The organism is Nonomuraea turkmeniaca (assembly GCF_005889735.1).
GTDB lineage: Bacteria > Actinomycetota > Actinomycetes > Streptosporangiales > Streptosporangiaceae > Nonomuraea > Nonomuraea turkmeniaca.
The window spans coordinates 16154-34090 of record NZ_VCKY01000030.1 but is presented as its reverse complement, the minus strand read 5'-3'; the positions used below and the strand labels follow the sequence as shown (position 1 = coordinate 34090).

At 68.5% G+C, this 17937-nt stretch carries 17 protein-coding genes and 1 pseudogene; 9 read left to right on the top strand and 9 right to left on the bottom strand.

Features of this window, described 5'->3' with window-relative positions; translation table 11 throughout:
• Positions 1-104: 104 nt before the first annotated feature.
• The 4 genes from ETD86_RS11805 to ETD86_RS11790 are packed head-to-tail and all read left to right on the top strand — an operon-like array spanning position 105 to position 3455.
• On the top strand, positions 105-623 hold the full coding sequence (locus ETD86_RS11805) for a MauE/DoxX family redox-associated membrane protein (protein WP_138666178.1): 519 nt from the start codon (positions 105-107) through the stop codon (positions 621-623).
• The gene (locus tag ETD86_RS11800; protein ID WP_138666177.1) at positions 623-1141 is read left to right on the top strand and encodes a TlpA family protein disulfide reductase; all 519 of its coding nucleotides are present in this window, start codon (positions 623-625) and stop codon (positions 1139-1141) included. The genes ETD86_RS11805 and ETD86_RS11800 overlap by 1 nt, the downstream gene beginning before the upstream one ends.
• Positions 1138-2949 carry an ABC transporter ATP-binding protein gene (locus tag ETD86_RS11795; RefSeq protein ID WP_138666176.1) on the top strand — a complete coding sequence of 604 codons (1812 nt, stop codon included), beginning with the start codon at positions 1138-1140 and terminating at the stop codon, positions 2947-2949. The genes ETD86_RS11800 and ETD86_RS11795 overlap by 4 nt, the downstream gene beginning before the upstream one ends.
• The gene (locus ETD86_RS11790) at positions 2949-3455 is read left to right on the top strand and encodes a S26 family signal peptidase (protein WP_246147863.1); all 507 of its coding nucleotides are present in this window, start codon (positions 2949-2951) and stop codon (positions 3453-3455) included. Before ETD86_RS11795 ends, ETD86_RS11790 begins: the two co-directional genes overlap by 1 nt.
• An 843-nt stretch (positions 3456-4298) precedes the next feature.
• Here ETD86_RS11790 and ETD86_RS11785 read toward each other — a convergent pair.
• Positions 4299-5048: an AfsR/SARP family transcriptional regulator gene (locus ETD86_RS11785; RefSeq protein ID WP_246147862.1), complete on the bottom strand. Its 750-nt coding sequence runs from the start codon at positions 5046-5048 to the stop codon at positions 4299-4301.
• Between the two features lie 507 nt (positions 5049-5555).
• Positions 5556-5690, bottom strand: a pseudogene (locus ETD86_RS60030) (DUF899 family protein); the annotation flags it as partial.
• A gap of 159 nt (positions 5691-5849) precedes the next feature.
• Between ETD86_RS60030 and ETD86_RS11775 the strand changes: the two are divergent.
• Positions 5850-6284: a hypothetical protein gene (locus ETD86_RS11775; protein ID WP_138666173.1), complete on the top strand. Its 435-nt coding sequence runs from the start codon at positions 5850-5852 to the stop codon at positions 6282-6284.
• A gap of 82 nt (positions 6285-6366) precedes the next feature.
• On the opposite strand, the gene ETD86_RS11770 is transcribed toward ETD86_RS11775, so the two are convergent.
• Together ETD86_RS11770 and ETD86_RS11765 are read right to left on the bottom strand one after the other, a co-directional pair.
• Entirely contained in the window at positions 6367-8391 is a 2025-nt protein-coding gene (locus ETD86_RS11770; protein ID WP_138666172.1) for a cellulose binding domain-containing protein, read from the bottom strand.
• Positions 8392-8596: 205 nt separating this feature from the next.
• Positions 8597-9193 carry a TetR/AcrR family transcriptional regulator gene (locus ETD86_RS11765; RefSeq protein ID WP_138666171.1) on the bottom strand — a complete coding sequence of 199 codons (597 nt, stop codon included), beginning with the start codon at positions 9191-9193 and terminating at the stop codon, positions 8597-8599.
• 90 nt (positions 9194-9283) lie between these two features.
• On the opposite strand from ETD86_RS11765, the gene ETD86_RS11760 reads away from it, so the two are divergent.
• The 3 genes from ETD86_RS11760 (at position 9284) to ETD86_RS11750 (ending at position 11979) form a co-directional block, all read left to right on the top strand.
• The gene (locus ETD86_RS11760; protein ID WP_138666170.1) at positions 9284-10435 is read left to right on the top strand and encodes a DUF418 domain-containing protein; all 1152 of its coding nucleotides are present in this window, start codon (positions 9284-9286) and stop codon (positions 10433-10435) included.
• An 87-nt stretch (positions 10436-10522) separates the two neighbouring features.
• Positions 10523-11119: a class I SAM-dependent methyltransferase gene (locus tag ETD86_RS11755; protein ID WP_138666169.1), complete on the top strand. Its 597-nt coding sequence runs from the start codon at positions 10523-10525 to the stop codon at positions 11117-11119.
• Positions 11119-11979 carry a fructosamine kinase family protein gene (locus ETD86_RS11750; protein ID WP_138666168.1) on the top strand — a complete coding sequence of 287 codons (861 nt, stop codon included), beginning with the start codon at positions 11119-11121 and terminating at the stop codon, positions 11977-11979. Before ETD86_RS11755 ends, ETD86_RS11750 begins: the two co-directional genes overlap by 1 nt.
• A gap of 2 nt (positions 11980-11981) precedes the next feature.
• On the opposite strand, the gene ETD86_RS11745 is transcribed toward ETD86_RS11750, so the two are convergent.
• From ETD86_RS11745 to ETD86_RS11735, 3 genes are all read right to left on the bottom strand, one after another.
• Positions 11982-12755 (bottom strand): hypothetical protein, encoded by a 774-nt coding sequence (locus ETD86_RS11745; RefSeq protein ID WP_138666167.1) that lies wholly within the window; start codon positions 12753-12755, stop codon positions 11982-11984.
• A gap of 145 nt (positions 12756-12900) precedes the next feature.
• A complete protein-coding gene (locus tag ETD86_RS11740) occupies positions 12901-13398 on the bottom strand; it encodes a hypothetical protein (protein WP_246147858.1) in 498 nt (165 codons plus the stop codon).
• A 69-nt stretch (positions 13399-13467) separates the two neighbouring features.
• Positions 13468-14022: a 3'-5' exonuclease family protein gene (locus tag ETD86_RS11735; protein ID WP_138666166.1), complete on the bottom strand. Its 555-nt coding sequence runs from the start codon at positions 14020-14022 to the stop codon at positions 13468-13470.
• Positions 14023-14149: 127 nt separating this feature from the next.
• Between ETD86_RS11735 and ETD86_RS11730 the strand changes: the two genes are divergently transcribed.
• A complete protein-coding gene (locus ETD86_RS11730) occupies positions 14150-14995 on the top strand; it encodes a hypothetical protein (RefSeq protein ID WP_138666165.1) in 846 nt (281 codons plus the stop codon).
• A gap of 1 nt (position 14996) precedes the next feature.
• Here ETD86_RS11730 and ETD86_RS11725 read toward each other — a convergent pair whose 3' ends face one another.
• Positions 14997-16085: a hypothetical protein gene (locus ETD86_RS11725; protein ID WP_138666164.1), complete on the bottom strand. Its 1089-nt coding sequence runs from the start codon at positions 16083-16085 to the stop codon at positions 14997-14999.
• A 458-nt stretch (positions 16086-16543) separates the two neighbouring features.
• Positions 16544-17923 carry a dihydrolipoyl dehydrogenase gene (gene lpdA, locus ETD86_RS11720; protein WP_138666163.1) on the bottom strand — a complete coding sequence of 460 codons (1380 nt, stop codon included), beginning with the start codon at positions 17921-17923 and terminating at the stop codon, positions 16544-16546.
• Positions 17924-17937 lie beyond the last annotated feature (14 nt).

The following is a 17937-nucleotide window of genomic DNA, read 5'->3' as shown; positions in this document are numbered from 1 at the left end:
ATCTGGCCCCATGGTCACCCACAATGAAGATCAAAAATTGTGCCGCCAACCACGCTATCGGCGCGCTAGTGCCGGGCTAGCGGACCGAAAGAGCATCTAGGGTCATGGCGCACGTTCTGGTGGCGAGTCAAGTCTTGCTCACCACGGTCTTCGTTGTCTCCGCGTACTCGAAGCTGCGCAGCCGTGCCGCACTACAGTCGTTCGCCGCCACCCTGCGATTGCTGCCAGGCCCGGTCCGGTTCCCGGCTGCCATGGCAACGGTGGCCATGGAACTTGTTGCTGCGGCCACCTTGATCGTGCTTCCACATACGGGGCTGGCCGCCAGCGGGATGTTGTTGATCGCGTTCTCCATATGGATCGCTGTTTCCCTCCGCTGGGGGCGGCGCGAGCCATGTCAGTGCTTCGGCGTGTCCGCGACCCCGCTCGGCCCGGTGCATCTGATCCGCAACGGGGTTCTGCTACTCGTTGTCGCGCTGGGTTGGGTGACGCTGATGTTTCCTGGCGGCCCGGTAACCGTGGTCGGCCTCGCCCTGGCGGTGCCGGTTGGGCTGGTTGGCGCCATCCTCTTGATCGTCTTCGACGATATCGCCGATTTGTTCATGGAAGTCTCGGGGAGTGCGTGATGCCGTATCTGATCGTTGCCGTCGTCCTGGTCGGCGTGCTGTGCATGCTGAATCTCCTGCTGACGGTGGGAGTGATCCGCCGGCTGCGGAAGCAGGCCGCGTCAGCGGCGTTCTTGCCGCCCATGGCGGAAGGGCTCGCCATCGGGGAGAAGTTGCCGGAGTTCTCCGCCACCACCACCGATGGCGAGCCGATCTCCGATGAGCTGCTCGGAGGGCCTGCCCTGATCGGCTTCTTCTCTCCGTCCTGCCAGCCCTGCAGGGAACTGATGCCGCGCTTCATCGACCATGCCCGCCAGTCCTCGGCCGCGGTGCTCGCCGTCGTCGTCACCGACAGCGCGGAGGAGGCCGTCGCCGACGTCGAACGCCTCACCGAGGTGGCACGTGTGGTGGTCGAGGAACCTCAGGCCGCCATTCAGAGCGCCTTCCAGGTCGTCGGCTATCCGACCGTCTTCCTGATCGGTGCGGACGGCAGGGTAACCGACAACAATCCCTTGTTGCCTACCACGGTCAGCGCATGATCGGAACGGCGAAGGCCGCCGCGGGGGTCGCCCTGCGCGCGGCCCCGGGATTGATGGTGGTCTACGTCCTGGTGATGCTCGCTGAGGCGATCGCGCCGATTGCGGTGGCGTGGCTGACCAAACTGGTGGTCGACTCCTTGGCGGGCGAGGGATCGGCGGCCGAGCTGACTACCCTCGCGGTGGGGCTGGCCGCCGCGGGCGTTCTGGTGTCGGCACTGCCCCAGCTCATGCAGTACCTCACCAGCGAGATGGGCAGGTTGTTCACCGCCCAGACCACCGCACAGCTGTTCTCCGCGACGCTGCGGTTCGCCGGGTTGCGACGGTTTGAGGACCCCAACTTCCACGACCAGTTGCGGATGGCGAGGAACAGCCTGTCGACAGGGCAGGAAGTCGTCACCGGATCCCTGGGGATCGTGAGCGCGGTGATCACGCTTACCGGAATGGTCGGCTCCCTTCTGATGGTCAGTCCGGTTCTCACGGGGATCGTCCTGGCAACCGGGGTTCCCGCGCTGTTGGCGCAGTTGCGGCTGTCGCATCGTCGCGCCGCGATGATGTGGGACATCGGCCCGGCCGAACGACGGCAGATGTTCTACGGCGATCTGCTCACCACGGTCGCGGCGGCAAAGGAGATCCGTCTGTTCAACAGCGGTCGTTTCCTGCGGGGCCGCATGATGACCGAGTTGCGCACGTCCAACGCCGCACGCCGCCGGATGGACATCAAGGAACTGTCCGTCGAGGGCCTGCTGACGCTGCTGGGCGCGTTGGTGGCGGGTGGTGGGCTGATCTGGGCCGTTGTCTCCGCCGGCTCCGGTGCGTTGAGCGTCGGCGACGTGGCCCTTTTGATCGCCGCCATCGGCGCGGTGCAGGCCGCCCTCAACGGTCTGATCGTCGGTATCGCCGCTCTCCACCAGGATCTGCTCATGTTCGGCCATTACGTGGCCGTGACGTCGGCCGAACCCGACCTCCCCATTCCCGCCGAGCCCGTGCCACTGCCCCGGCTGAAACACGGTATCCAGCTGACCAACGTGTGGTTCCGCTACAGCGAGGATCACCCTTGGATCCTGCGTGGCCTGAACCTGTTCATCCCGGCCGCCGCGGCGGTCGCCATCGTCGGTCTGAACGGTGCCGGCAAGTCCACCCTCGTCAAGCTCCTGTGCCGGTTCTACGACCCGCAACACGGAAGCATCACGTGGGATGGCGTCGACATCCGTGACGTGCACCCCGATGATCTGCGGCACCGCATCAGCGGAGTGTTCCAGGACCATATGGCCTACGACATGTCCGCAGCCGACAACGTCTCCATCGGATTCGTCCCCGCCCGTGAGGACGAAGGCCGAATCCGTGGGGCTGCTCACGAGGCCGGGATCGATGACAAGCTCTCCTCCCTTCCTCGCGGGTACGACACCCTGCTCACGCGGATGTTCTTCAGCGATGAGGACAAGGACGACCCCGACACGGGTGTCGTGCTCAGCGGCGGGCAGTGGCAGCGCACGGCCTTGGCCCGCGCGATGTTCCGCGGCCACCGCGACCTCGTGATCCTCGACGAGCCCTCCGCCGGGCTGGACCCGGAGGCCGAGGCCGACGTGCACGCTCGGACCCGACGCCGCCGCCACGGCGCCACCAGCTTGCTCATCTCCCACCGGCTCAACACCGTGCGCGACGCCGACCTCATCATCGTTCTGGAGAACGGCACCATCCGGGAAGCCGGAAAGCACCACGCCCTCATGGCCGCCCGCGGCCCCTACGCACGGCTCTTCAACCTCCAGGCGACCGGGTACCGCGAGCCGGAGGAGGCGGTGGCCCTGTGATGTGGGTGCTCCTCGTGGTGATCTGCGCGATTGCGACTTCGGCCTTGTTGATCTCGCGGCTGCGCACGACGTATTCCGTGATCCGTGTCGACGGCAACAGTATGGCCCCCACCCTGATCGACGGCGACCGGCTTCTGGCCCGGCGAGTGGCCCCGGCGGCCCTGCGAAGCGGCCATATCGCCGTGGTGCTCAGCCCACTGCCGATGGGCGGCCCCTTCCTCATCAAGCGCATAGCCGCGCTACCCGGTGATCCCATCCCCGAACCGGTGCGGCCACTCGTCCCCGATGCCCGTGTACCCGACGGACAACTCATCCTGATCGGCGACAACACCGACGCCAGCTTCGACTCTCGCGATTTCGGCTACTTCCCCATCGCCGGTGTCCACGCCATCACCCTTCGAAAGCTAACCCCTGCCAGAGACCCCAGCAGAACGGAGAGCGAGCCAGTAAGAGAATTTTGCGACAGAAATCGAATCGGCAACAAAGAAAGAGAACAAACGAAGTGATGCGGTTCATCGAAAATATCGGCGATCGTCTTCTCGCGCTGGTCGTTCCAGAACACCGCGCTGCGGCGGACGAGTGCTACACGCAATATCGCTGCGGTCCGTACGCCTGTAACCCCGGACTCATGAATTACAAGGTCAGGAGGCAGTGGAGAACTGTCTGCGTGTCCCATACACAGCCGTGGCGGAATACAAATTATTGCTGCTACATCTGATTGCCGACTGGGCTGTTGGAGCACCTGGAGACGTGCGCGCAGGTGTGTTTGCAGGCGCCTGGCCCTATGCCTGGATCCACGACATGAACATGGGAGCCAGGGTCCGATAGGCAAGCGAGGCGCCCTTTGAGCTGGGAGGATGGGAATTCTTGACGCTTCCATCCGCCCGATCCAAGGGCCACTTCGCACTAATCAGAAATGATCACAATAAGTCAAGCCGTGGACTCAGACTGAGGCCGCAACGAAGAAATGGATTTAGAGCGTGAAGATCCTAACCAGTCTCGCGGACCGTGTCGTGTCCAGGGTCCTTCCCGAGGACTCTGCCGGTGCCGTCGTCAAGTGCTACAACAGGCCCATTGGGGGCTATTGGTGGGGGCGGTGCTATTACAACCCCGGCTGCAAGAGCAGGTCAGAGCAGACGAAGTACGCGTGCAACTGGGGGCCGGGAAGCACCTACGGGGTGCGGAGTATTCTCGGTCGCCGGTGTTGCTAGCCGCGTAGCGACCACCCAGGGGCCGGACGGCGCAACGGAGGAATGCCCGGCCCCTGCGCCGTCCAGACCTGAGACGGCAGCAGCCGGAACGGCCGACCGTCACGCGGTTGCGGCAAATGCATTCGCTCGAACAGCTGATCAGCTCTGACGCCGGCCGCCCGAGAGGATCAGGCTGCCAGGGTGTCCGTGAAGGATGTCCTGGTAAAGCCGCTGCACTTCGGCGTTCGGCTGAATGCCGAGCTCCTGGTCGAGGACCCGGTAAAGCCTCCGATACGCGGCGAGGGCTTCCATGCGACGGCCTCCGGCGTGCAGGGCTCGCATCAACTGGGCCCACAAGGTCTCCCTGAACGGCTGGGCGGCGATGAATTGCTCCAGTTCGGGGACGACGTGGATGTTGAGTCCGAGCCGCAGCTCCGCCTCGAGGCACATCTCATAGGCGTTCAGGCGGATCTCTTCCATTCGGCGGCGTTCCTGGCGGACGACCTCGACATCCACATCGGCCAGCAACGGCCCGCGCCACATCCTGAGCGCATCTCGCAGGAACCCGGCTGCTCCGCAGGGGTCTCCCGTGCTCAGGGCTTCGGCGCCGGCGGTGGTCAGTCTCTCGAATGCCCAGAGGTCGACGACGCCGTCCGGCACGGCCAACAGGTATCCGGAGCCTTGGGTTTGGAGCTCGACGCCTCGCGCGGCGAGCGGGGCGATCGCCCGCCGTAGGCGGTAGACGTATGTCTGCAGGCTCGTCTTCGCCGTGGCCGGTGGACCGGCTGCCCACAATTCCGAAGTGAGAAGGTCGGAGGTGACCACCCGATTCGAGCTCAGCAGAAGCATGGCCAAGATGGCCCGCTGCTTGGCAGCCTGAACAGGGATCTCTCTCGCGGAGTCCACCACCCGCAACGGCCCCAGCAACGAGAACATCCATCCGCCTCCAAGCGTTCCGAGCACCTAACGGACGGCGCAGCCGTAACCGGCCAGAGACGAGCGGTGCATGTACACCGGCCGCCGATGCCGCAAGATTGGCGCGTACTACGCTACGTTGAGTCGGTTTACTGTTGGTATGTCGCCGGTATGCCGCAGCCTGGGCTCGTCAACGACGTCGAAAAGTGGGGTCTGGCGCGAATTTCGTGAGTGGGTGCCACACCGCGAAAGCGGAGGCTGCCCGTCTGACGCTGCCCCCTGGCCACCAGAATGTCCCATGTGAGTCCGCACTGACAACACGATGCCGCTGCGCATCCAGGAGCACGACACAGCGCCCCAGGAGATCCTGGGGGCGCTGCGTCGCCGTCCCATCGGGAAGTCCGTCCTGGCCCACTCCTCCTTGGTCCGGTAGTTGTTACTCGAATGGTGTGACGGATTCGTCGAGGGTGACGTGGAAGTCGTGGTTGAACGTCGGCCCTCGAACAGATCCAGCAGGCAACCCCTGCCATGCGGCCCTTCGAGCTCGTACTCCTTGTCGATCTCGACCATGGACCGCCGGCGACGTTCGACCGAGAGCGCGTCTCGGGCCCGGGTGAGTTCTTTCTCCCGGACCAGCGATTACCGCACTGAGCGCGCTGAGGACCGGGGCGGGGTCGTGCAGAGACGGCTGCTCTGAACGCGCGACGGCAAGCCCCACCAGGGGATCGGGGTGCAGCCCGGAAATCCGCCTGATCGCGACTGTCGTGTGATCTCCGGATGTCATGATCCGGGCTCGTGATCCGTCACTCACTCGCGTCCGCGTGCCTGGTCGGCGCCGTTCTGGGGTGCGCCGAGGCTCCTGCCGCTCCCGTCCGATCGGTACACCCCGCCGCGGAGCAGTATGACGCCATGGAGTTGCGGCCGGGCGACTGCATCGAGCCCTTTCCCGAGGACTTCGCGGTGACGGTGGTGCCGTGCACGGTGCCGCACGCGGCGGAGTTCGCCACCACGTACGTCGTTCCCGACGGTCCCTGGCCAGGGATGAAGGAGTTGGGGCGGGTCACCCAGAGCGGGTGCGGGCCCAGGATGCGGTACGTGCCGGAAAGGAAGGACGAGGTGAAGGTCGCCGGGCTCGTTCCGAGCGAGGAGGACTGGCCGAAGCGCCGAACGGTGTACTGCCTGGCCGTGCCCGCGGCCGGTGGAAAGCTCGTCGGCCGCGTGATCCTCTAGGGCGCCGACCGAGAGCCCTTAGGGACCGGGAGCCCTGAGGAGGCGCTCCCGGTCGGGTTCGGTCAGTGTCGTGGAGTGACCGTCACTGGGTTCCGCAGACGGTTCCGTTGAGGGTGAAGACGGACGGCAGGACGTTCGGGCCGCTGTAGTTGCCGACGAAACCGATCGTGGTGGACGCGCCCGTGGCGAGTGCGCCGTTGCCGGCCTCGTTGACGGCCTTGACGTCCGACCCGGTCTGGGTCCAGACGGCGCTCCAGCCGCTGCCGAGACTCTGCCACGACCTGGGCCAGGTGAAGTTGAGTGTCCAGCCGTTGATCGGCGCGCCGTTGTTGGTGATCTCGATGGCGCCGACGTAGCCGCTGGCCCAGTCGGTCTGGTTGGTGAGTTTCACGGTGCAGGAGCTGGCGGCGGGGGTGCCCGTGGTGAAGGTCAGAGGTGGTGAGGACCAGGAGAGGCCGCCGCCGCTGTCGCGGGCGATCACGTTGACCGTGTAGCGGGTGCCCGGCCTGAGGTTGTTCACGGTGAACGACGTGCCGGTGGTCTCGCCGAGTTGTTCGGTGATGGCGCCGTTCTGGCGGTGGATCTCGTACTTGGCGATCGGGCGGGCGCCGGGGGAGGCGGCCGGCCAGGAGATCGTGGCGGCCTTGTCCGTGATGTTCGAGGCGGCCGGCTGGCCTGGCGCGGCCGGGAGGCCGGTCTGGGTGGCGGCCGGGCGCAGGACGAGGGTGGTGAGGGAGAGCGGGGGCAGCGTCGGGCTTTCCGCGGTCGAGGTGGTGATGCTCGTGGCGCCGTTGGTGTGGGTCAGTACGGTGGCCGGACCCGACGCCGGGCGGAAGCCGGAGTAGTCGAGCGCGATCGGGTACGACGTGTCGGACGACGTGTTGATCAGCATGACCGCCAGGTCGCCGTTGGGCCGGCGGGCGGCGTGGGCGGTGACCTTCGGCTGGTCGGTCGCGGCGCGGACGAACTGGTCCCCGGGGCGGGCGAACTTGCTCATCATCTGGAGCGCGTAGTACGGCGCGAAGGGGGTGTTCAGCGCCGGCTCGCAGACCGTGCCGTCGGAGGTGCACGTGCCGCTCGACAGCAGGCCGAAGTCGCCGTAGTCGGTGTGCCCTTCGACCTGGGTGACAGGGCCGATGCCGTTGTGCACGTTCCACCAGTCGACCGTGAACACGCCGTTCGCCAGCAGCGACGCGTACGCGTCGGCGGCGGCCAGCGCACCGGGCTGGGTGGTCGTGCCGGCGCTGCTGCTGCCGGTGTTGAACTCGGTCATCGCGATGCCGATCCGCTCGGATCCGGGTCCGGCGTACTTGGCGATCTGCTCGCGGGTGAGCTGGATCATGTCGGGTACCTGGCCCGTCTTGTCCAGGGCGCCCGGATACCAGTGCAGGATGACGAAGTCGATCTTCGGGCCGGCCATGGACAGGACGACCTTGTTCCAGGTTCCGGCGTCCCCTTCGGCCACGATGGCGTCGGGCCAGTTGGCCGAGGTGGTCAGCACGGCGCCGATCTTGATGGTCGGGTCGACCGCCTTCATGGCGTCGGCGTAGGAGACGACGTGGCGGGCGTACTCGGCCGGGCTCTTGTCGGCATGATTGTCCGCCTCCCAGGCGGAGCCGTAGTGGCCGTTGCCGTAGTTCTCGTTGCCGATCTCCCAGTATTTGATGCCGTAGCCCTTGGTGACGTTGGCGTGGCGTACCCAGGCCGCGGCCTCCTCGGCGGTCCCCGTGCCGTAGTTGGCGGTCACCATCGGCTGGGCGCCGGTGCGGCGCACGCCGCTCATGAAGGTGTCGAAGTCGGTGTTAGGGGCGACATATCCGCCGGGGGCGGTGTGGTCGGCCCAATGGTAAATGTCGGAGTACGAGCCGCCGGGATAGCGCAGCACCTTCGCACCCATGTCCTTGAGCAGGTCGGCGGTCTCATTGGTGCCCAGGTTCGTGTCCCAAATCGCATGGTTCGTACCGATGCCAGTCTCTGGAACGGTGGCAAGGGCGGCGCGGGCGTTGACGGTCACCGCGACAGGGTCGATCTCGGCGGCCGCGGGGGCGGACATGACGGTCAGCGACAACACGATCGCGGACGCGGTTCGTAACAGGGCCTTCGGCATCGGCGCTCCTCGCCATGGATAGCGGTCACCACTCGACGCCCCCTCCTGACCAGGAGGCACCATGATCCTGAGGGCCCCCGCCGGGCTCGTCAACCAGGAGTGAAACTTTCAGGAGGGCCGGAACCGTCACCGGTGCCGGGCGCATTCGACGAGGCCGAAGCGATGAAGCGGGTCCTGCCCCGGATCGCGAAGACGTCGAGGTCGCTCATGCCGGACGGAGGCCGACGGCGGGCAGGATGGCCTGGTCGACGATGGCCTTCAGGTCGGCGTCGCTCGGCGGTGCCCCCGTGTCGATCAGCCGCTTGGTGACGAGGGCCTCGCCGATGTCGGCCACGACCGGCGTCAGCAGTTCGGCGGGGAAATGGCCGCGTTCGGCGTAGTGGCGGAGCACGGTGCTGGTGAACGTACCGCCCCGGTTGGCGAAGACCCGCTCGAAGAGCGCCTCGTGCACGCGTGGCGAGCCCTTGGGGTCGGTGAGGATGGACGCGACCGCGCGCCCTGCCGGGGTGAGCGCCCAATCGACCATGAGCCGGAGGGCGCGGACCAGGTCGCCACGCAGGTCGTCGGCTCCCGGGGTGGGCTCTTCGACCGGGTGCATGTGGTAGAGCGCGTCCAGGAGCACCTCGATCGGGTCGGACCAGCGGCGGTACAGCGTGGTGCGGGGCGTCGCCGCCCGCTTGCCGATCCCCTCCATGGTCAGCCGCGCGACCCCGACCTCGGCCACCTCTTCGAGCACCGCGGTGTGGATGGCGTTGATCAGCTCTTCGCCGCGGCGGCGGCTCCGGGCGTTGTGCTCGCTCATCCGCGACCCCGCTTGCTCAGATACACGGCTGTAGCTTACCGTGGGGCCCGTAAGCTACATTCTGTGTATCTAATCCTCGAGGGATGAACCATGTCCATCGCCCCATCCGCCCCGCCTCGGGGTGCTGTGCCGCTCGATCAGCGGTCTCTCGCCCCAGACCTCGCACGCGGCCTGATGCTGCTGCTCATCGCGGTGGCGCACGCGCACATGTACCTGTCCGGTCACCAGACCGGCTTCCGCGGTTACGCGCTCGACGGCGGTCCGGTGGACCGGCTGGTCGCCGGGGTCCAGATCCTGTTGGTGGACGGGCGCGCGCTGCCGATGTTCGCCGCCCTGTTCGGCTACGGCCTGGTCCACCTGGCGAACCGGCAGCTCGCCGCGGGCAGGAGCTGGGCGCAGGCGCGGCGGGTGTTACGGCGCCGGAGCCTGTGGTTGCTGGCGTTCGGGTTCTGTCATGCGCTGCTGCTGTTCTTCGGGGACATCCTGGGTGCGTACGGGCTGGTGGGGCTCCTGCTCATCGGGTTCGTCCGGCGTAGTGACCGGGCCGTGTTGCGGGCCGCCGGGGTCGGGCTCGTTCTGCACGTCGTGGTGCTCGTCGGGTTCGGGTTCCTCACCGTCTCCGCGCCCAAAGAGGACACGCCGGCCGCGATGGCCGATCCCGTCGCGGCGATGGTGATGCGGATGATCGGCTGGGCCGGGATGACGCCCACGTACTTCGCGGTCAGCGTCGTGCCGGCCTTCCTGTTCGGGATCTGGGCGGCGCGCCGGCGGTTGCTGGACGAGCCGGACATGCACCGGGCGTTGCTCTCCCGGATCGCCGTCATCGGCGTGGGCGTGTCGGTTGCCGGCGGGGCGCCGTTGATGCTGGTCGACACGCAGGTCTGGGCGCCTTCGACGGCGATCTCCGTGGCCGCGTACGCGCTGCACAGCGTGACCGGCATCGCCGGCGGCCTCGCGTACGCGGCGATCGTCGGACTGGCCGCGCGGCGGTCCCCGGTGGTGACCGCCCTGGCCGCGTGCGGGCAGTGGTCGCTGACCTGCTACCTGCTGCAATCGGTGGTCTTCGTCGCCGTGTTCGCCCCGTACGCCGGAGGCCTCAGCACGCGGGTCGGCGATGCGGCGGCCTCCGGGATCGCCGTGCTCACCTGGCTCGCCACCGTGGTGCTCGCCGCGCTGCTGGCGCCGGGCGGACGCAGGGGACCGGCCGAGGCGCTGCTGCGACGGCTGACGCACGTCAAGTAGACGTCCGCCGCAGCTTCGTCGCCTGTCCGGATGCCTCCGGCCGTGGTTATGATCACGGCCGGAGGCCTGACCGGACGAAAGGGCACTATGCCTTTCCATCACAATGATCACTACCACCGCACGCTCCTGCGCCACGTGCCGAACGGTTGCCGGACCGCGCTGGACGTCGGTTGCGGGACCGGCAAGTTCGCCCGGCGGCTGGCGAGCCTCGGGATCGAGGTCGACGCCGTGGACCCGGCGGCGGAGGTGATCGAGGCCGCCGAAGCCGAGGGCGGGGGCCCGCGTTTCCACCACGCCGACATCACCCGGATGGAGCTGCCCGAGAGGCGCTACGACTACATCTCGTGCCTGGCGAGCATCCATCATGTGCCCTTCGGCACCGTGGCCGGGCTGCGTGACGCGCTCGCGCCCGGAGGCGTGCTGGCCATCCTGGGCTGCTACCCGGAGCGATCGGCCGTGGATTACGCGTGGAGCCTGGCCGCTGTCCCGGCCAACGCGGCCGCGCGGATCGCCGTCGCCGCCACGGAGCCTCGGGAGCGAGCGGAGAGCACGCAGGCGCCGGTCAAGCCCCCCGAGATGTCGTTGGCGGACATCCGGCGGGAAGCCGCCATCCTGCTGCCCGGGGCCACCATCCGCAGGCTGCTCTTCTGGCGGTATCTGCTCGTCTACCGGAGGCCGAGCTGATGGATCCGCTGCTGGCCCGGCTGCGCGCAGCCGGATTCGACGCCGTGTCCGCCGACCCGGCCCCGGGCGGGGTGGTGGCCACGGCAGGCATGGCGACCCTGCGGGACGGCTCCCGGGTGTTCGCGAAGACACTGCACGACGCCGGCGCCGACCTCTTCGAGATCGAAGCCGAAGGGCTGCGCGTGTTGCGCGAGGCCGGTGCCACGACCCCCGGCGTGCTGGCGGTGACACCCGACCTGCTCGTCCTGGAGCCGTTCTGCCCGCGCGCGGACGAGGACGAGCGGTTCTGGGAGGATCTGGCCCGTACGGTCGCCACCGTGCACGCCGTCACCGGCGAGCGGTTCGGCTGGCACCGGGACGGCTGGCTCGGGCGCCTGCGCCAGCACAACACCTGGGAGGAGGACGGGCACACCTTCTTCGCTCAGCACCGCATCCTGCGCTGGCTGCCGGAGCCGCTGGTGGAGGCCGCCTTCGACGCCGAGGAGCGCCGATCGCTCGAACGGCTCTGCGCCGCGCTGCCCGACCTGCTGCCACCCCAGCGGCCGGTGCTGACGCACGGCGACCTGTGGCGCGAGAACATCCTCACCGACCCGGCGGGCGGCCCCGCCCTCATCGACCCCGCCGTCTCCTACAGCTGGGCCGAGGCCGACCTGAGCATGCTCTGGTGTTCGCCACGCCCGCCGGCCTCCGAACGTTTCTTCGCCGCGTACGCCGAGGCGGCGCCCCTGGCCGACGGCTGGCAGGACCGCATGCGGGTGTTCCACCTGCGGGAGCTGCTGAGCGACATCGCCCACGACGACGGCGGCTGGGGCGCCGCACAGGAGGTACGCGGGATCATCGCGCCCTTCGCCCGCCGGTAGCGTCAGTTGTACCGGTAGAGCTGGTCGGCGACCCGGCGCTTGTCGTTGAAGACCGCGGTGCGATACATGCTGATGGCCAGATCGCCGTGCTCGGCCTTTCCACAGGTGTTGACCCCGGCCAGCTGGTGGATCTCGAAGCGCGCGGTCGGGTCGCCGCCCACGAAGTACTCGGCCCGGGCCTGATACTTGTCGGCCTGCGTGTCGCAGGCGAAGATGTACGTGTTCCGCTCGGCGAAGCAGGTCAGGGCGCCTCGGATCGTGGTGCAGACCTTGGCCCGGGCACGGGCGGCGGCCGGGGTGACCCGCGTCTCTCGCTTGACCGGATATTTGGCGATATTTCGCACGGTCTTCCACCGGCCGTATCGGACCTGGTGATTCCCCTCGTAGATCGCCGCCCGGAAGGTCACCATCTTCCCGATCTCGCGGCTGCCGCGTACGTCGCCCTCGCGGCCCAGATTGTGGATGACGTACTTGGTGCCGAGGTAGCCGTTCAGGTAGTACTCGACGGCCGGATGGAGCTTGTCACGTGCCGTGTCCTCGATCGTGATGCCCGGCCGATCGCTCCCGTCCGGCCCCACGCACGCCTCCGCCCCCTTGATCCGGACGCACACGGGCTCGTCCTCGGCCTCGCTCACGGACGCGGGGGCGGACGCGGGGACGGCCGCCGGGACGGCCATGGGAGCGGTCTGCGCGACCGCGCGGGATGCGACCGCGCGGGGCTCCACCGTCGCCGCGGCCCCATCGGCGCTGATCGCGACAGCCGCCATCACGACCACTGCGAGGAATGTACGACCTAATGCCACTCGAACCTCACCAGTCTCAGAAGTCACATCGGTTGTCTGAGTGTGACGCTGATCTCGGCCGATAAGTTCGAATGCGGATAGATCGTGTTCAGCGGGCGTTCAGAGTGCGGTTTCCGCTTCAGGCGCCGAGCCCGGCTGGTTCCCGCCTCTTCGACGTCAGGGAGGCCAGCAGCAGCATGAGCGCGCTCTGGGCGAGCATGCCGGGTGCGAGCGGCGGGGCGAAGCCGACGGTCTTGGTGGCCGCGTACCACCACTGGGTGAGCGGCGAGAGCGTGCTCCACTCGGAGTCGGACCCGCCGGCGCCGTAGTTGACCGAGACGTGCACGAAGCCGCCGTACGCCGCCGTGAGCAGCACGACCAGGGCCAGGACACGGACCACGGTGACCGTACGCGGGGAGCCGCCGAAGGCGAGCAGGATCAGGGCGAGCGTGAGGACCCCGAGGGCCGCCCAGGGGATCAGCTGGGTCGGGCTCTCCCAGTGGCGTTCGAAGGCCAGCTCGAAGGTGGCGCCCGCGATGCCGATCGCGACCAGTGCCAAGAGTCCGAAACGCAGCGAGATCGTCCCTGTTTGGGCGAGCCGGCGGCGACCCGGCGCCCGCTCCGAGGTTGAGATCATGGCATCGACCCTTACCTGGCTGTGTCAGAGGACCCTGTGCGAACTCTGAAGAACGGGTAAGAACCTCAGTCAGCCGGTCGTGCGCCGCAGGACCTGCTCGAAGATCTGGGCCAGCTCGGCCGCGTCCTCGCCCGCGTGATGCGTGTGCGGCAGCCCTTCGAGGCCCAGCTCACGCTTGAGGTCCCCCTTGCGCGTCTCGGACCACTCGCAACCGGTCCGACCCATCCAGTAGCTCCGCAGGTCGACCCCGGACCCGGTCACGCCGAACGGGCTCTTGCCGGTGAAGCGCATGAAGTACCAGTGCACGAACATGCCGTCCCAGACCGCGGGCGCGGCCAGGAAAACGGGCCGCCCGATCTGCCGCAGCCCGTTCACCCACCGGGCGGCCGCCGTCATCGCCTCCTCGGGCGAGGGCGCCTCGCGCAGCAGCCTGTCGCGATCGAGCCCGGAGACGGCCAGCGCCGCGGGCACGTACTCGTCGGAGATCGGCCGCAGCTCCGTGTAGAACGTCAGATCTGCCCGCCCGGCCACGGCCATGCCCAGGGAGATCATGCTGTACGGGCCGGGGATGGGCCCGTCGGCCTCGACGTCGACGGCGACGTACAACTCGAGAAGTCGCGACACGGCCCCCAAGAATAGCTGCACGACATCTTCACGACATCCGCACACGAGCCTGGTGGATCGGCCGGGTTCGGCGGGGTGTGCTCGAAGGGACGTCTCCGGTGTCCACCCGACGGAGGTGGTGTTGCCCATGGGCGACTGGGTCGATGAGCCGATCGTGGATCCCACCATGCCCGTACGGGACCGGTCACGCTTCTTCGGTACGCCGTGGCCGCTGCTCGGCCCGTCCGACCACGACACGCCGCGATGGGCGCGGTGGCTCTTGGGCGGCGGCGCGGTGGTCACGGGCGCGGGGGGAGCCCTGTTCACCATCGCGGTCTACCGGACCGACATGGAGGCGGCCGGACTGGCGGTCGTGATGGTCTTCTGCATCATGCTGCTCCTGTTCGGCATCTCGCGGCCCGACATGGGACACCGGCAGCGCCGGTACGCGGGCCGCTACGTCGTCCCGGCCCAGTTGGACAGCCCCGCGCTCGACCTGCTGGCCCGCGCACGGCAGGCCGTCATGGAGGTGTCCGGCTCCCGGGTGCACCGGCTGGGGCTCCTCGACGCCATCGCCAACGACGTCGTGCTGCCCGAACGGCTGTGGGAGATCGCCTCCCTGCTGCGTACCCACACCGAGCTGCGGGCCGAGCAGGCCGCGGCGCTGGCCGAGGTGATGACGCCGGAGCTGACGGCGGTGCTGGAGGCCCAGCGGGAGGCGCTCGGCCGGTCGGTCGCGGCCGTCGCGGGCCGGGTGCGGGAGCTGGAGGCGTACGCGAGCCGCGTCCGCGAGGCGGATGCGGCGCTGCGCGCGCAGGAGCTGCAGAAGAGCCATCACAGGTACCGGGACCTGCTGGCCCAGACCGGCGACACGGAGGGCCTGCGTCACCTGATCGGCCAGGCCGGCGCCCTGACGAAGAGCCTGCACGAGGAGATCGCCCTCGGCACGGAGACCATCGCCGGAGATCCCGAGCCCAGGACGGGGGATGCCTAGTTCAGAACTCGCGCCAGTCGTCGAACCACGCCCCCGCCTCCGTCGCCGGCACCCCCGCCCGCTTCGCCAGCCCGAAGAACGCCTCTCCCGCCTCCTCCCGCCGCAGCGTGTCGATCATCTCGTGCCGCTCGTCGATCGAGTTGAGCTCCTCGACGAACCGCAGGAGCACGCCCCGCGCGTTCGCCACCGCCCCTGGGTCCTCCGCGCTCAACGCGCCGATGGCCCGTGCCGCCTCGGCGTAGGCCTTGCACGCCGCGGTCCCGCCACGCTTGTCGTCGTCCACCCAGTCGCGCAGCGGATTGTCGATGTTGCCGGCCAGCCACCGGTCCGACTTGGCACCCCGAACCTCGACCACCACGTCGGCGCCCTGGTACCGCTGCCTGACGGCCCTCGAGCGGCTGCTCCGCAAACCGTTCACGCGGAGATACCGGAGGGACTCGGGCAACGTCGACGCCTCCACCCCGTAGGCGTCGATCAGCTCAAGGCTGTGCAGCCGGGGCAGCACGACGGCTCCAGGGAACCCGCCGTAGGGCCCGGTCCAGCGCACCAGCAACGACTCCAGCTCGGTCAGCCCGTCCAGCACCGCGCCAGGCAGATCGCGCGCCACGTCCAGCGTCAGGTCCCGCACCCCGTGTAACCCGCTCGGGACGCCGCGGTGACAGGACCTCAGAAGCAGGTGGACCCACCGCCCGTCCGCGGCCGCCACGACCTCCTCGGGCGGCTCGCCCAGCAGCTTGAGCCGCATCAGCCCCGGCGGCAGGACGAGCCGGCGCGGCCCGGGACCCTCGATGATCAGGTCGGTGAGGTGCGTCCGGCCGAGGTCGACCTCGCCGGGCGGGCTCGCCCAGCGCAACGCGGCGAGGAGCGGCCGGTCCTCGAGCGCCTCGGCGAGCCCTCGGTCGTCGCCGGACCAGCTCAGCGTCGTCAGGCGCGGCCGCGCGTCCAGGCCCGCCCAGCGGATCTCGCCGCCGTGCTCGCGCAGGTCGAGCGTGGACAACGCGGCCGACCTGGTCATCCGCGCCCCGCCGAGATCGACGTCGACCTGCCCGTGGCCGGCGCGCTTGTAGGCCGCCTTGGCCTCGTCCGGCACCAGGAGGTCCCACCGCCGCTGCAGGACGATGTCCAGGCCGAGGCTCTGCCAGAAACCGTACGCATTGCTCTCGCGCGGCAGGTCGGTTGCGACTCAACGTAATCGGACGGTAATATTCGGTCACAGCCGGGTGCCTGACTGGCGCCCTGTCCCCGCCCCCATTGGTGTCCGCACCAACGGGATAGCGTCCGGCGGGGCGGTGGCCCAAGAGCCGCACTCCATCCAGGAATGCGGAGTCAGGCCCCGACAACGCGGCTCTCAACCACGGTCCGCCCGGCACGCCGGATGGACGCGGCATCGGCTTCCACTGGATCGCTTCCCGGCTCGGTCGGCATGCGACGAGGCTACGCTGATGTCCGTTTTACTCATGTAAATACAGAGAACCGAAGACGCTAGCAAGCGCGGGCGACAGCCAGGGGCGCCGCGCTCTGCTTCCGCAAGTGCGGCGCCCTGGGGCGTCACATGTTGATCATGTGGCCGGCGAGGCCGTGGATCGCTTCCTTGACCGCCTCGCCGAGCGTCGGGTGCGCGTGGACGTTGCGCGCCACTTCGTGCACCGTCAGGTCCCACTGCTGCGCCAGGGTGAGCTCCGGCAGCAGCTCCGTGACCTCGGGCCCGATCAGGTGGGCGCCGAGCAGCTCGCCGTGCGTGTCATCGCTGATGATCTTGACGAACCCGACGGAGTCGCCCAGGCCGTGGGCCTTGCCGTTCGCGGTGAACGGGAACTTCGCCACCTTCACGTCATGGCCCAGGTCCCGGGCCTGCGCCTCGGTGTAGCCGAAGCTGGCCACCTGCGGCTGGCAGTACGTGGCCCGCGGGATCATCACGTAGTCCAGCTCCATGGTCTCCGCGTCCGCGATCGTCTCGGCGGCGATGATGCCCATGGACTCCGCGGCGTGCGCCAGCATCAGCTTGGCGGTGACGTCGCCGATGGCGAAGATGTGCGGCACGTTCGTCCGGAGGCGCCCGTCGACCGCGATCGCGCCCCGGTCGGTCAGCGCCACGCCGGTCTTCTCCAGACCGTAGCCGTCCACCCGCGGCTGGAACCCGATGGCCTGCAGGACCTTGTCCGCCTCGAGCACCTGCTGCTGACCGTTCTTGGTCACGGTGACCTTGACGGAGGCGCCGGTGTCCTCGATGCCGTCCACCCGGGTCGAGGTCATCACCTCGATGCCGAGCCGCTTGTAGCGCTTGGCCAGCTCCGCCGAGACCTCCTCGTCCTCCAGCGGCACGATCCGGTCCAGGAACTCCACGATCGTCACCTTGACGCCGTAGTTGTGCAGCACGTACGCGAACTCCACCCCGATGGCGCCGGCGCCCGCGATGATGATGCTGCGCGGCAGCTCCTCGGTGAGGATCTGCTCCTCGTACGTCACCACCCGCTCGGACAGCTGCGTGCCCGGGATCAACCGGGTGGTCGCGCCGGCCGCGATGATGCAGTGGGAGAACGTGATCGTCTCGCCGTTGACCTGGATGGTGTTCGCGTCCAGGAACGTGCCGCGGCCGTCGTACTCCGTGATGGCGTTCTTCTTCATCAGGTAATGAACGCCCTTGACCCGGCCGTCGGCCACCTTGCGGCTGCGCTGGAAGGCCGCGCCGTAGTCGAAGGTGACCTCGCCGCTGATGCCGAACGTCTTGGCCTCGTTGTGGAAGATGTGGGCCAGCTCGGCATTGCGCAGCAGCGCCTTGGACGGGATGCAGCCCACGTTCAGGCAGACGCCTCCCCAGTACTTCTCCTCGACGACCGCGGTGCGCAGTCCGAGCTGGGCGGCGCGGACCGCGGCCGTGTATCCTCCCGGACCCGCGCCGAGAACGACGACGTCATAGTGAGTGCTCATGAGTCGGACCATAC